General features: G+C 48.1%; 15 protein-coding genes and 1 riboswitch. Of the genes, 9 read left to right on the top strand and 6 right to left on the bottom strand.

Annotated elements, in window-relative coordinates; genetic code table 11:
* The first annotated feature begins 108 nt into the window (after positions 1-108).
* Complete coding sequence (locus tag MKY01_RS00560; protein ID WP_017691304.1) at positions 109-240, top strand: hypothetical protein; 132 nt, start codon at positions 109-111, stop codon at positions 238-240.
* Between the two features lie 308 nt (positions 241-548).
* Here MKY01_RS00560 and speB read toward each other — a convergent pair whose 3' ends face one another.
* On the bottom strand, positions 549-1,418 hold the full coding sequence (gene speB, locus MKY01_RS00555; RefSeq protein ID WP_339284974.1) for an agmatinase: 870 nt from the start codon (positions 1,416-1,418) through the stop codon (positions 549-551).
* Between the two features lie 15 nt (positions 1,419-1,433).
* Positions 1,434-2,261, bottom strand: a complete 828-nt coding sequence (gene speE / locus MKY01_RS00550; protein ID WP_017691306.1) for a polyamine aminopropyltransferase — start codon at positions 2,259-2,261, stop codon at positions 1,434-1,436.
* 412 nt (positions 2,262-2,673) lie between these two features.
* Between speE and MKY01_RS00545 the strand changes: the two genes are divergently transcribed.
* On the top strand, positions 2,674-4,752 hold the full coding sequence (locus tag MKY01_RS00545) for a PBP1A family penicillin-binding protein (protein ID WP_339284972.1): 2,079 nt from the start codon (positions 2,674-2,676) through the stop codon (positions 4,750-4,752).
* Between the two features lie 198 nt (positions 4,753-4,950).
* Here MKY01_RS00545 and MKY01_RS00540 read toward each other — a convergent pair whose 3' ends face one another.
* Positions 4,951-5,454, bottom strand: coding sequence for a YwhD family protein (locus MKY01_RS00540; protein WP_017691308.1), 504 nt, complete (start codon positions 5,452-5,454; stop codon positions 4,951-4,953).
* 101 nt (positions 5,455-5,555) lie between these two features.
* Here MKY01_RS00540 and MKY01_RS00535 point away from each other — a divergent pair, with 101 nt between their 5' ends.
* The 5 genes from MKY01_RS00535 (at position 5,556) to MKY01_RS00515 (ending at position 10,623) form a co-directional block, all read left to right on the top strand.
* On the top strand, positions 5,556-7,547 hold the full coding sequence (locus MKY01_RS00535) for a M1 family metallopeptidase (protein WP_339284970.1): 1,992 nt from the start codon (positions 5,556-5,558) through the stop codon (positions 7,545-7,547).
* Between the two features lie 10 nt (positions 7,548-7,557).
* A complete protein-coding gene (locus tag MKY01_RS00530) occupies positions 7,558-8,409 on the top strand; it encodes a hypothetical protein (RefSeq protein ID WP_144029848.1) in 852 nt (283 codons plus the stop codon).
* A gap of 245 nt (positions 8,410-8,654) precedes the next feature.
* Positions 8,655-8,792, top strand: a riboswitch (cyclic di-AMP (ydaO/yuaA leader).
* Between the two features lie 39 nt (positions 8,793-8,831).
* The gene (locus MKY01_RS00525; RefSeq protein ID WP_241230808.1) at positions 8,832-9,266 is read left to right on the top strand and encodes a C40 family peptidase; all 435 of its coding nucleotides are present in this window, start codon (positions 8,832-8,834) and stop codon (positions 9,264-9,266) included.
* Positions 9,267-9,621: 355 nt separating this feature from the next.
* On the top strand, positions 9,622-10,116 hold the full coding sequence (locus tag MKY01_RS00520; protein ID WP_101315108.1) for a GNAT family protein: 495 nt from the start codon (positions 9,622-9,624) through the stop codon (positions 10,114-10,116).
* A gap of 150 nt (positions 10,117-10,266) precedes the next feature.
* Positions 10,267-10,623, top strand: a complete 357-nt coding sequence (locus MKY01_RS00515) for a cytochrome c (RefSeq protein ID WP_036607288.1) — start codon at positions 10,267-10,269, stop codon at positions 10,621-10,623.
* 74 nt (positions 10,624-10,697) lie between these two features.
* Here MKY01_RS00515 and rbsK read toward each other — a convergent pair whose 3' ends face one another.
* The 3 genes from rbsK to MKY01_RS00500 form a co-directional block, all read right to left on the bottom strand.
* Positions 10,698-11,681 carry a ribokinase gene (gene rbsK / locus MKY01_RS00510; RefSeq protein ID WP_339284968.1) on the bottom strand — a complete coding sequence of 328 codons (984 nt, stop codon included), beginning with the start codon at positions 11,679-11,681 and terminating at the stop codon, positions 10,698-10,700.
* A gap of 44 nt (positions 11,682-11,725) precedes the next feature.
* Positions 11,726-12,022: a 4a-hydroxytetrahydrobiopterin dehydratase gene (locus MKY01_RS00505; RefSeq protein ID WP_017691315.1), complete on the bottom strand. Its 297-nt coding sequence runs from the start codon at positions 12,020-12,022 to the stop codon at positions 11,726-11,728.
* Positions 12,023-12,272: 250 nt separating this feature from the next.
* Positions 12,273-12,566: a hypothetical protein gene (locus MKY01_RS00500; protein WP_036607290.1), complete on the bottom strand. Its 294-nt coding sequence runs from the start codon at positions 12,564-12,566 to the stop codon at positions 12,273-12,275.
* Positions 12,567-12,799: 233 nt separating this feature from the next.
* On the opposite strand from MKY01_RS00500, the gene motA reads away from it, so the two are divergent.
* Positions 12,800-13,600, top strand: a complete 801-nt coding sequence (gene motA / locus MKY01_RS00495; RefSeq protein ID WP_036607291.1) for a flagellar motor stator protein MotA — start codon at positions 12,800-12,802, stop codon at positions 13,598-13,600.
* A complete protein-coding gene (motB, locus tag MKY01_RS00490; RefSeq protein WP_036607292.1) occupies positions 13,587-14,405 on the top strand; it encodes a flagellar motor protein MotB in 819 nt (272 codons plus the stop codon). Before motA ends, motB begins: the two co-directional genes overlap by 14 nt.
* Positions 14,406-14,408: the final 3 nt, after the last annotated feature.

Raw genomic sequence — 14,408 nt, 5'->3', positions numbered from 1 at the left:
ATGGTAGAGACAAGGGAACATACGTGCTATAATTAATGTTATGGACTTTTGAATATCGGTGGATGTTTTCCAGACCACGGCGCAGCTTCCCGAAAGGGGGTGACGTCGTTGGTCAAACTTGTGGCGTTGCTTGATGTAATCCGATGGATTGCTGCGATCCTCAGTATTGTACTGAGTGGGCGAAAGCTTTACCGTTGGTTGCGCAAAAAGTTTCGTAGCAAGCGAAAACCCACCTCATAAGGTCGGAAGCCTGACGGTGGGTTTTGCTTGAATAGCATTATTTAGTTCATGCGCGCCGTGGCAATCCACAGCCTTTCGGGTCCTAAGAGTCTTTACCGTTGGCAGCGGTAAAGGCTCTTTTTAGTATATGACCGAACCCGATCACCATATACTTCACGAATGTAATATATCAATTAATATACTACTGAATACTTATGTAGTCAGTATAGCACAGCTCTGTACAAAAGTTAACATTACAAAACGCCCTCCCCTGCGCAAAGTTGAACCCGCGCAGACAGAGAGCGTTATACTTATCGATTATTCTGTGATTATTTCACGAATCCAAGAAGCATTTCACGGATCAGCTTCGCAGCTACAATCTGTGTCTGTTGTGTTGGATCATAGATTGGTGCAACTTCAACCAAGTCACAACCAACTACATTTACATCAGATCCTGCGATCATATGAATGGCTTCCAGCAGTTCCTTGGACGTAATGCCGCCCGCTTCTGCTGTACCTGTTCCTGGTGCTGCTGACGGATCAAGCACATCGATGTCGATGGTCACATACACCGGACGGTTGCCCATCTTCGGAAGAGCTTCCTTCATCGGAGCTGCCACTTCAAATGGATAGAAGTTGATGTTCTCGCGACCATACTGGAACTCCTCACGGGAACCGGAACGGATACCGAACTGATAGATATTTTTGCCACCCATCAACTCAGCTGCTTTACGTACTGGTGTGGAGTGGGACAATGGCTCGCCTTCATAGTTTTCACGAAGGTCAGCGTGTGCATCAATATGAATCAGGATAAGATCCGGGTATTTCTTGTACATCTGTTGGATGACTGGCCAAGTAACCAGATGCTCGCCACCGAGACCAACTGGGAATTTGTCGTCAGCGAGCAGACTGCCGATGTATTCATGAATTACCTCAAGGCTGCGTCCCGCGTTACCGAAAGGCAAGAGCAGGTCTCCAGCGTCAAAGTATGTCATTTCTACAATGCTTTTGTCGAGATATGGGCTATACTCTTCAAGTCCAACCGATGCTTGACGGATATGAGATGGGCCGAAACGGGAACCCGGACGGAAGCTGACGGTGTAATCCATCGGCATGCCATAGATAACTGCTTTGGAGTTCTCATAATCCTCAGAGCTGCAAATAAATACGTTTCCTGAATAAGCTTGATCCAGTTTCATTAATGATTTCCCCTTTTATTTCGTTAAATCTTCCACGAATTTAGGAAGTACAAATGCTGCTTTGTGCAGACGCGGAGAGTAATACTTGGTATCCATCTCCGGGATTTGAGTCTCATCCACTTCGAGCGGGTCATGTTTCTTGCTACCCATGGTGAATGTCCACAAACCACTTGGATAGGTTGGAATATTACAGCCGTACACATGTACGATCGGGAAGATTTCTTTGACGTCTTTGTTCACCTTCTGGATCAGATCCGCCTTGAACCAAGGGTTGTCCGTTTGGGCAACGAAGATTCCGTCTTCTTTCAATGCTTCGTAGATGCCTTGGTAGAACCCACGCTCAAACAATGGCGCAGCCGGACCTACAGGCTCCGTAGAATCTACGATGATCACATCGTATTCATTTTTATGTTCAATAATATGCATGTAGCCGTCGTTCACGAGCACTTCAACATTAGGCTCGTCCAACTTGCCGGCGATTTCAGGCAAATATTTTTTAGAGTATTCAATAACTTTACCGTCAATTTCGACGAGAACTGCTTTTTCTACAGCAGCATGTTTAATGACTTCACGAATGACTCCGCCATCGCCGCCACCGACAACCAGAACTTTTTTCGGATTCGGGTGAGTGTTCAGCGCAGGGTGTGCCGCCATTTCGTGATATACGAATTCGTCTTTTACAGTCGTCATCACCATGCCATCAAGAAGCAACATGTTACCGAATTCTTCGGTCTCTACCATGGCCAAATCTTGAAAATCCGTTTTCTCTGTAACATAGGTCTGCTTAATCTTCGCGGTGATCCCGAATACCGGGGTCTGTTTCTCCGTAAACCACAATTCCATAATCTCTACCTTCTTTCCGTAAAGTTAATGATCAGCCATACCCGATCAAGTGCTGTGCACTATATTCGGTTCGCCCAAGCACGTCCAGCGTTCGGCGCCATATCGCGTTATCATTGCTGGCCTGCGGGAAAGGTCCGCGGTTCACTTCATTATATAGATTAAATTGACCAGAGCGTGCAGAGCGTCTGACTAATCAATGAATCAATGACCATTCGTCTGTTCGTCCTTACGCGCTTTAGTATCTTGTGCCGAATCTTACCTTTTCATTACCCTTTTGCATTATACGCGATTGACGTTTATACTGCAAAACGGTTTTTAAGGCGAAAATGCTACATTTTGTTCGCTTATGCACCCGATTGAATATCCCTGCCAATCAAGTCCCATACTGGAAGAAAAGAGAGGAGCCCGTTCCATGACCAAGCCAAATCAAAAGACCCGCAAACGCGGGTTCCCTGTACGAAAATTCATTAAAAACCTGTCTCTGCTCGCCGTGCTCGCTATACTTGCTACCGCTGCAGGATTGGTCTATCTATACGCAACCAGCCTGCCCCTCGCAGACTCTGATCGGAATTCCAGATTACTGGGCAGTCAGGGTGAAGTCATCGCTACCTTCTCCGCAGGTGGCAAAGACTCTGTACCCGTTCAACTGGAGGATATCGCTCCAGATTTGGTCCATGCCACTCTGGCTGTAGAGGACCGCAAATTCTATAATCACTACGGGTTCGACGTGCAAGGGATGGGACGGGCTGTGCTCGTTAACCTCGAACATATGCAGATGTCGCAAGGTGCAAGTACATTGACTCAACAGCTGGCGCGTAACCTGTATCTATCTCATGAGAAAACATGGACTCGCAAAGCCAAGGAAGCCATGTACACGGCGCAATTGGAGATGAAATACAGCAAGGATGAAATTTTGCAGATGTATCTGAACGAAATCTATTATGGGCATGGTGCGTACGGAATCGAAGCGGCTTCACGAATGTATTTTGGCAAATCAGCCAAACAGCTGGATCTCGCAGAGAGTGCCATGCTGGCAGGAATCCCGAAAGGACCTACCTACTATTCACCCTATAACCATATGAAGAATGCCAAAGACCGACAGAAGATTGTGCTGAATGCCATGGCTGATATCGGCAAGATCACCCAGGCCGAAGCGGATAAGGCCTATGAGAAAATGCTTTCGTTCAAACCGGAGAGCGAGCGTAAAACGGTGGAAAGTGCTCCGTATTTCCGTGACTATATCCGGAATCTGGCCATCAAAGAGCTGGGAATCAGTGAAGCGATGCTGGATCATGGGGGATTGAACATCTACACCACCCTGGATCTGCGTGTACAAAAAGCAGCGGAAGACGCCATAGCGAAGGGTATGGATGCCAAAAGTGAGCTGGAGACGGCCCTCGTGTCCATCGACCCTCGTACGGGCTACATCAAAGCCATGGTAGGCGGCAAGAATTACCGTACCAATCAGATTAACCATGTTCTAGCGACAACGCGCCAGCCAGGTTCGGCGTTTAAACCGATTATGTATCTGGCAGCCCTGGAATCCAAGCAACTCACCAGTGCATCCATATTTAACAGTGAACCTACCCTTTTTCACTATGACAATGACCGCAAAACCTATAAACCCGGCAACTTTGGAGACAAGTATCTGGGTGAGATTGATCTAAGACAGGCGATCGCCGCTTCAGACAATATCTATGCGGTGAACACCATTATGCAGATCGGTCCTGAGCAGGTTGTGAGTATGGCAAAAAACCTCGGCATTACAAGCAACCTGAGCGCCGTACCTTCTCTTGCACTGGGAACGTCACCTGTCAGCCCGCTGGAGATGGCATCGGCCTTTTCCGTCATTGCTGCTGGTGGACAACGGACGCCACCTGTAGCCATTCTACAAGTGACAGATGCCGCAGGACGTGTGCTCTATGAATCGCCTCAGACGAAGGCTGAGACCGTTGTGGAACCTGCGGCAGCTTATGTACTGACTCGTTTAATGGAAAGTGTCTTCGAAAATGGAGGAACGGGCAACCGGGTGTCTAAGGCGATCAAACGCCCGGTTGCGGGAAAAACGGGAACAACCAACACGGATGCCTGGCTCGTTGGATTCACACCGGAGCTCTCCACCGCGGTATGGGTTGGGTACGACCAAGGCAAAGCCATCTCCACTTCGGATGGCCGCCGGGCAGCGCCGATCTTTGCCCAGTTCACAGAACAGGCCCTTGCGAGCGTACCACCCAAAATCTTCACCGTGCCTGATCATGTCGTAAGTGTCTATATTGATCTGGAATCCGGCAAGCTGGCAGGCAACGGTTGTGAAGAGAAACGATTGGAAGTTTTTATTGATGGTACTGAACCGACAGAGGTATGCCATGGCACAACGGATGATTCGGATTCTGGAGAAGATGAGAAGACTCGTCAGGTACAGAATCAACAAGGCATACAGGAAGAGAAACATTCTTGGTGGGGAGATTTCAAACGTTGGTGGGTAGAATGACGTAAATACGCAATGACTTAGTTGCGTCACCTATATCCCCTGGTTATATTGAACAATTGGAAATTCACTTCGGATGAAAACTCATAATTATTCAGATCAATGAATATGATTAATGCACAAGCAAAAGACCCCCAACCGAACTTTCCGGTCAAGGGACCTTTTGCTTTTTTTCTTTTAGACTGTGTTAAAAGATCTGCCTTAGGCGAGTGCTTCCTTCAATACATCTGGAGAAGCATTCCACCAGTCTTCGTTGTGTGAGATCAGCAGTGTCTTAAGTGCAGCTCGAGCTTCAGGTCCAAGCTCATCCAACATGAAGCGACGCTTCAAGGCATAATCCATACGATTCACATGTTCAGCCAGCAGTTTCCATCCACGTCTTGCTTCTGTATCAATCCACATCTCACATGCCGTTGCTCCACCATACAGTTGGCCTTCCTCCGTGCGATCGACAGCTACCCACACCAGCCATACCTGGCGTCCGTTGGGCACATCCTCACGATTGGTAGAGAACTTGATATTGCGTTCCACTTTGCTCTTCGCATGCATCGCACCGATATCGATTTTGGCTTCGCCATTATCAATAATGACCGGGGAAAGGTTATTCAGCTCAATGGAGCCTGCACCGAAGCCTTTATGCTTGCTTTTTGCACTAACGATATTCAAGGCAATCTGTTTTTTGCCGTTTTGCTCGTTTTGGTCCATGTTTATAACCTCCAAGGGTTGATACAAATATTTTAACTAATAATTGTCCCATTGCAAACATATACATGCTGTAGATGCTTGTCAACGGGAGGTATTTAACGATGATTCCACGACGCGCCAAGAGCTGGCTCACTGCATCCCTGGCCCTGTGTGTACTTGCCGGAGGGATATGGATCACTCTGGGTTATAATCGCTCAACTCATTCCGAATTGCCAGTACTCGCCCCCGAATCGGGCAAGCCTAAGGCAATAGCCCCAACGCCAGCACCTCCAGAAAGTGTACAGACCCCTACTGCCGAAGTGTACAGCAACCGTGTTGTGGAATATCACATGGATGTAAAACTGGTCGAAGGGAATGTACTGGAAGGGACTCAGACGATTACCTGGACACATCCAGGTAAAAAAACCGTCAGCGAGCTTTACTTTCATATGTATCCCAACGCCTTCTCTTCTGCTGACACCACCTTTATGAAGGAATCCGGCGGAAAACTTCGGGGTGATGTCATGCCTACCAATGGTTACGGCTCCATGAACATTACCGAAATGAAAACGGAGGACGGGCTCTCTCTGCTACACCGGATGCAGTATGTGCAACCAGATGACGGAAATATCAAGGACACCACCCTCATTAAAGTACGCTTACCCAAACCCGTCAAAGGCGGGGAAAGCATCACGCTCCACACCCGATTTGAAGTGAATCTGCCGAAGATTTTTGCCCGGATGGGAACTGCTGATCATTTTGTCATGGCAGGTCAATGGTTTCCCAAATTAAGTGCCTATGAACCTGAGGGCAGACGTGGACGAACAACGGAAGGCTGGAATCTGCACCAGTACCATGGCAATTCAGAGTTTTACGCTGACTTCGGTATATATAGTGTACGTATTCGGGTGCCCGAAACATACAAAGTGGCTGCTACCGGATTTCCGACGCAGCAAGCCGTGGTGAAGAATGGAGAAAAGGTCTATCAATTTTACGCCGATGATGTGCATGATTTCGCCTGGGCGGCCTCACCCGATTTTGTGTACGCCGAGGAACCCTTCTCTGCACCCAATGTGCCTGGTGTACGAATCAAGTTATATCTGGACCCAGCTCATCAGGATCTGAAAGAACGTTATTTCTACGCCGCGAAGGCCGCTCTAGCCAATTATAGCAAATGGTTTGGCCCATATCCTTATGCTACCTTATCCATCGTAGTTCCACCCAAAGCGGGGAATGGCGCTGGAGGTATGGAATACCCTACGCTAGTTACAGCCTTTGGAGCCGATGACACCACGCCAGGTTATGACCTGGAACGAACCGTAGTCCACGAGATCGGACACCAGTACTTCTACGGCATGGTTGCCAGCAACGAATTCGAGGAAGCCTGGCTGGATGAGGGATTCACCTCTTATGCAGAAGACAAACTGATGGAGCAGGAATACGGATTGATTCCGAATCTGCCGGTACAATCGGGACTGATTACATCTCCTTCATCCTTAACACAAGAGTCCTGGAAGTTCGATTCACAGGATGAGTATGCAGCCAATGTCTACACACGCGGCAAGCTAGTATTGCTCGGCATTGAACATCAAGTTGGTGCCAAGAAGATGGAGCGTATTCTCTCTACCTATGTGAAGAAGTACCGTTTCAAACATCCCACATCCGCTGATTTTCAAAAGGTTGTGGAGCAAGTGACCCGCACTTCCTGGTCTGATTATTTTGATCAATACGTCTATGGTAATGGGATGGCTGACTTTGCTGTAGAGAAGATTCGTATTACGCCCGTACAGAAAGACGGTCAAACATTGTACGAGTCATCCGTGACGATCGCAAAAAAAGGTAGTGATTACAGCGCCGTTCCTGTTCGCATTGCTTTTGAAGACGGGCATATCCTCACCAAGCAATGGAATGGCAAAGAAGATCGCATCACGTATAAATTAACTCACACATCCCCCGTATCCTGGGCCATGACCGATCCCCTGTACTCGATCGTGCTGGAGAACCGCCATATGAACAATTTCCTGAAATCCGGACTGGATGAGCAGACGAAGTCCCGCTGGAGCATGAGTGTAACCAAACTAATAGAAGCCATATTCGGAGGTCTGTCATGGTGAGGTGGAAACGGTGAAAGCGAAAATACGTGAAGGCTGGTTTCTCGTCCGTCAGCATATGTTCATTGCCGCACTCTTATTTCTCTATCAACTCATTTGGGGATATTTCTTCTATCGAATGGTACAATCGGCCGTCATCCCACTGCTCCTTCGCTATCCAGATGCTGATGCCGGTGAGCTGAGTACACTTTTGTTCAAAATGGAAAGTCAACTTAACCTGTCTACCCATCCGGAGGTTCATCGTTATCTATGGATTCTCGGGGGCATGCTGCTGGTTCGCATGTTGATCAGCCCCCTCATTCAGGCAGGACTGCTCTACTCACTTCAGCACTTTAATTCTACAGAAGAGCGTATCCCCTTTGTCCGCGGAATCAAAAATCTGTGGAAACCGATGCTACTGCTCCACACCATACGTACATTATTGATACTTCTGCCCGCCTACTGGCTCATACCGAAGCTTTACTCAATTCTCATGGACGGATTTCATTCCCTTCAATTACTTTTGCCTGGTATACCTTATGTTGCTTCCTGGATTGTATATGGTTGGATCATCCACCATGTCATACTCTACATGCAGTTCGGTGTTTCGGCACCAGAAGGAGAAGGCGGGGCTCACGGTACCCTCAAAGCCCTCTGGATTGCACTGCGTCATCTCATCGCCGTAATCGGCATTGCACTCCTGCTGGGCGGAGTACACCTACTCGTCTTTGGGGCATTCACTACAGCCTCATGGTTATTAACGGGACTTACCGGACTTATACTACAACAGACGTATCCACTTGCCAGGTGTCTATTGAGTCTGTGGAAAATATGCAGCCATTTCCGATTATGGCAGTCCAAAATATCCAAAGGTGAGAGCAGATAGTTTAAAAATTGTTACCATCACATGTTAAACTCATGGCCTAATATGTACTTATAAATAGGCAAACCTCAACCTTTCCCCGTCAAAGGTCGAGGTTTTTTTTGCTAAATTTGTTGCTAAACGTTGCCAAAGCCGTACTCCTCTGTTACAATAATCGCAGTGAGTTTTTAGTAACAACTTTGTAATATTTACATTCATATTTGTAACTACTTAAAATTAAATCGTCATTTCTTGATTTCGCAGGTGCATAACTAGCATAGCCAAATTCCTGGCACCTGGGAAGCGGGGGAACCAGTTATGGGTGAATTGATCTTGCTACAGAGGGATCATAGGGGACCTTCAACCGAATCCTTAAGCTAACCTCGCAGGCGTTGGAAGGGGAATATCTCTTGTTCAAGAAGAAATTAACCGCAGCTGTACTTAGCATCACATTCGCTTTATCGCTTGGTGCAGGTAGCGCATTCGCAGATTCAAAGATGGACAAAGTAATTGATTCAGCAATGGGAACTACATATCAAAGTGGAGGAACAACGCTCAACGGCTTTGACTGCTCCGGATTTACACGGTATGTATTCGACAAGTTGGGTATTGATTTAGCACGCCAATCCAGTTCCCAATTCGACATGGGCGATTCCGTATCCCGCATGGAAATGAGAGCTGGCGATCTGGTGTTCTTTAATACAACAGGTAAAGGCGTATCCCATGTAGGAATTTTTGTAGGGGATGGAAAGTTCGCACACTCCTCTTCTTCCAAAGGCGTTACGATCAGTGCATTGAGTGAAAACTATTGGGCCAATCGTTATGTTGGCGCAAAACGGATTATGAGCACGGACGCATATGAATCACTGGCCCTTGACTAGGGACAAGCTGAGCAACATGATGCTGTAACCATTAAACATACTGGAACGAAGCAAGAAGCATAACAGAACCGCCCGGTACATTCTCCGCAGGAATGTATCCGGCGGTTTTTTTGTGCTTCAATCCTTATTCATGTTGCAAGTTATACTCGGGGCATATCCTGCGACATCAACAGGTTCATTTTGCGTTCGTTCGTCCGTGCCCTTATGATGTTTTTACCCATCCCGTTATAATATAAACGAAATTACCGGAACTTTTGTTTCATTTTTTTTCTTGGGAAGGAAGACTTGCTAAATGAACATCACTTTTGTAGAGTGGACAAAGAGTTCTGTTTCAAGGAAAGGAGCATGCAGGTGTATGAAGGAAACCCCTGTGACGTTTCACGTTGTACCCATGCGAGAAGAACATGCGGAGCTTATCTGCAGTTGGCAGTATGATCCGCCTTACAATATCTACAGCTGGCTCCCCTGGGAGCAGATGAAAGCTCTGGAAGTGGAATTCGGAGATGCACAGCTGCGGCAGGAGCAATATGCGAGCGTCCTGGATCAGAACGATCGTATATGTGGGTTTGCTCAATACTTCCCACTTCAAGGGGTAACCCGGATTGGCCTTGGCATGCATCCAGAGCTGTGTGGTCAGGGTCAAGGGACAGCTTTTGTCACTGCCATTGTACAAGAAGCCATTCGCCGAAATCCCACGAATGAGATTGATCTGGAAGTACTCACTTGGAATGCTCGTGCCATTCAAGTCTATCTGAAGAGTGGATTTGTCACCCATGATACATACGAACGGCAGACCCCAACCGGCTTGAAGCCCTTTCACTGTATGGTTTATGAAGGGCCTCGCGGTTAGAATCCATTGCAAAACAACCAAATTTGCCCCTTGTTATGTGATTAGTTCAAAAAATTCCCACAAAATGCTATGATGTCAGTACAGGTTCCGTTATAATGATATGGATAGTTTCAGGTTAGATGATCTTTCATTCTGGAGGGGACATAAGGGATGCACAAATGGATCATGAGCGGAGTATTTTTTGCAGCATGCGCTTTAGCTATTGTTTTAATGTTTACGCTTCCAGGGAAAGAAGAAGTGGCTGAAGAAGCCAAGCCAACCATGCCGGAAGTAACATTGGATGCCGGACAGGCTGAAGCACTGGTCAAAGCCAATTGTATCTCCTGTCACGGGGATCAGCTTCAAGGTGGCGTAGGACCTGCTCTGGCTAACATCGGCAGCCAGGATGATCTGGAGAAGATCTATTCTACGATTGTCAAAGGTAAAGGTGGTATGCCTTCCTTCAAGGGCAAACTGCAGGACGAAGAGATTGCAAATATCGCCATGTGGCTGTCAGAGAAGAAATAATCTCTGCACACGCATAACAAAGAGGCGCTTAATCCCCTTTTCGGAGAATAAGAGCCTCTTTGTTATATCAATTATTAAGCCTCTGCGGCATGCTCAGCCAAAAAGGCCTCAACTTCACGTGCGTACGGCATCCCGGACTGGGCGCCGAGCTTTGTCACGGATAACGCCGCCGCACCCATGGCAAAGCCTACGGCCGCGTCCAAAGTCTCACCGCGCGCGAGAGCTACCGCCAGCGCGCCGTTGAAGCAATCGCCAGCGCCGGTCGTATCGACGGCGCTTACGGCGTAGCCGGGCGCACGGCACGCGCCGGCACGCCCTGCTTGTACGCGGCCACCAGGCGGCGCCGCGTACACAGCCCCCTCGGGGCCGAGCGTCGTGACGACAGCGGCCCCGAGGGATGCGGCGAGCTCTGCGACCGCCGCATCCAGGTCTTCCGGCCGGAGATGATCCCGGCCGGTAAGCACGGCAAGCTCACTGCGGTTCGGCGTGACAACGTCGACGCACCGCAGGAGCTCCTGGGGCAGACCCGGCACCGCGGGAGCCGGGTTGAGCACCACCAGTGCGCTGCCTTCAGCCGCCAGTTGGGCGGCGCGGGTAACCGCTGGCAGCGGGATCTCCAGCTGCAGCAGCACCGCTGCGGCTGCAGTCAGGCTTTTTACCGTATCCGCCTCTTCCAGCATCTCAGGCACCACTTTCCCATTCGCACCAGGAATAACAATAATCCGGTTGTCTCCCCGAGAGAGCCAGATGGAAGCCGTCCCTGTTACCGTTTCTTCCAATATGCGAACCCGCGAGGCATCTGCACCACTTTCCGTCAGACTGTGCAGCAGACGTTCGCCAAAACCGTCCGATCCCACCGCGCCAATCATCGTAGTCTGTCCACCCAGACGCGCAGCGGCAACAGCCTGGTTGGCCCCTTTGCCACCAGCGAGATAATGCAGCTCCTCACCGCTCACCGTCTCTCCCTCTTCCGGAATTGTGTCTGTCTTCACCACAAGATCCATATTGAGACTGCCTACGACAGCAATAAGAGGTTGTTTCTGATTATAGTCTGACATGTATGGTTCACTCACTTCTGGCCGCGTGATAATAACCGACCTCGTTATTGCGACCTCATTTTGTCATAAGCTTCGTTATATTGCCCTGCTTCCTTGATATCTACAGATGTAATACCACCCGCATCCCATGATGTGAGACGCAGCGTAACCGTTGTATAATCAATCGTAATAAAAGGATGATGATTGAATGCTTCCGAGATCGCAGCGACCTCATCCACAAATGCAATCCCTTTCATGTAGTTGGAGAACACGAATTTACGTACAATCCACCGTCCCTCTTCCAGTTCCCAGCCTTCCAGCCTTCCCAGATGAGCTTCGACTTCCTCTTGCGAAAAAACCATGCGTTATCTTCCTCCCCATAGGATGGTACATTACAGACATGCGTCCGTATAACCACCGACACCTTCGGCGCAATCAACAGCAACCTCAAAGGCCAGGCTCACCGCCATGCGGTTGGCCCATTTCACGACTAACATCTTACCACGGACAAGCTTCAAAATCCAATCAACTACATGGCATAGAACCAATAACCATAAGGCTTTGAGGGGAATTCCAATTCCATTCACACCCCTGAAAATGCATGTAAACACACTAAATTAAAGGTACAAATGTCAACTCTTCTTCCCCGATCAAAATATGAATGCGGTGCTGTTCCTTATCATGGATGACCACGCCACTTCCAACCGGAATAACGGACTCCTCGCCCAGCGCATAGAACAGATCCTCCGCCAACGCCTCATCCACTTCAAGTTGGTCAGATGCAGCCAGTCTCCCCCACTCTTCCGCGTCCATTTCAAAGAAAACATACCGATCCGGTATGCGTCCGATTGCCGTTGTCAGATCTGTCAAAATTCCTTCATAATCCCGTCCATGCTTTACGCCCATTGGCTTTTCACTCCTATTCGGCCCCTAAGGAGCGGATTTGATCTTATTATACCTGAAAATAGCCCTTAAAAAAAAAGGCCTTCTGGTCGATAAATACATATATGACCGTTTTAACTGTTTTAGCAACCGTAAGGAATGCCTAACATTGAACGGATTGCGGCCAAAAATTCGTCCGGAAGCCCGAACACAGCCGCTTGAAAGGATTCAATTTTATCTCATGGATGAGGTGTATGATGAACATTTCAACGATTATTGGACTAATTTTGGGGCTGGTCTCCCTTGTATTTGGTATGTTCTTGAAGGGTGCGCCCTTAATCAACCTGGTTAACAATCCCGCAGCCTACATTATTATCTTTGTTGGTACAGCAGGAACCATCTTTATCGCATTTCCGATGTCTGAAGTTAAGAAAATCCCTAAGCTTTTCGGGATTGTTTTCAAAAATCAAGTACTTATTGATCGCGTATCCCTGATCGGCACATTTATGGATTGGGCTTCCACTACCCGTCGTGAAGGTTTGCTTGCACTGGAATCAAAAGTAGAAGAGATTGACGATCAGTTCCTTCGTGGCGGTATGCGTATGATTATAGACGGCAACGATCAGGAATTTGTAAGTGATGTGCTCATGGAAGATATTCATGCTACAGAGGAGCGCCACCGTGGCAGTGCCTTGATCTTCGCTCAGGCGGGGATGTACGCACCAACGCTCGGGGTTCTCGGGGCCGTTGTAGGTCTCATCGCAGCACTTGCCGATCTCAGTGACATGGAGAAACTCTCCCATGCGATTGCGGCAGCATTTATCGCAACACTCCTTGGTATATTTAGTGGTTACGTGTTATGGCACCCGATGTCTAACAAGCTGAAACGGATGTCCAAGCAAGAAATGGAGATCAAGCTGATGATGGTTGAAGGACTGTTATCCATACAATCCGGTGTCTCCACCATCGCCATCAACCAAAAGTTATCCGTATTCCTGACACCTTCCGAACGTAAACAACTGGAAGAGAAGGAGGGATCACCAGGTGAAAAAGGCTAAGAAGCACGAACCACATGAAGAGCATATAGACGAGAGCTGGTTGCTTCCCTATTCCGACTTGATGACCTTGTTGCTCGCTCTGTTTATTGTATTGTTCGGTATGAGTTCAATCGATGCAGCTAAGTTCGAGCAGATGGCTTCCGCACTAAACAGTGCATTAAATGGAGGTTCCGGGATTCTGGACCATTCGTCCATGAATCCGGATACGCCAGGTGCTGATTTGGGTAAGAACAAACAGGAACCTACAGAAATCACCAAGAAAACACCAGCTCAGATTACAGATGCACAGATGGCTAAGAAAGAACAAGAAGACCTGGAGAAACTCAAAGAGCGACTCGACAAATATATCTCGAAGAACGGACTTTCAGACCAGCTGAACACCAAGCTGAATCAGTCTGAATTGAAGATCACCATCAGTGATAACGCCTTGTTCTCCTCAGGCCGAGCAGATGTGAAGCCTGAATCACGATCCCTGGCCAAAGCAATCTCAAGCATGCTGCAGGAGTTCCCTGAATATGAAGTGGTTGTATCCGGTCATACCGATAATATTCCCATTTCGAATAACCAATATAAGGATAACTGGGATCTAAGCGCAGATCGTGCGCTCAACTTCCTGAAAATCCTGTTGCTGAACTCGCAATTGGACCCTTCCAAATTCACACCAAGTGGTTATGGAGAGTATCACCCAATTGCCAGCAATGACACCAATACGGGACGGGCACAGAATCGCCGTGTAGAGGTATCTATCATTCGGAAGTATCAAAGTAACAATACAAATGTAAAAGCCGTTGGCGGAGGAAACTAGAGG

The organism is Paenibacillus sp. FSL R5-0486, from assembly GCF_037975155.1.
GTDB classification, from domain to species: domain Bacteria; phylum Bacillota; class Bacilli; order Paenibacillales; family Paenibacillaceae; genus Paenibacillus; species Paenibacillus amylolyticus.
This window is presented reverse-complemented; position numbering and strand designations above follow the sequence as displayed.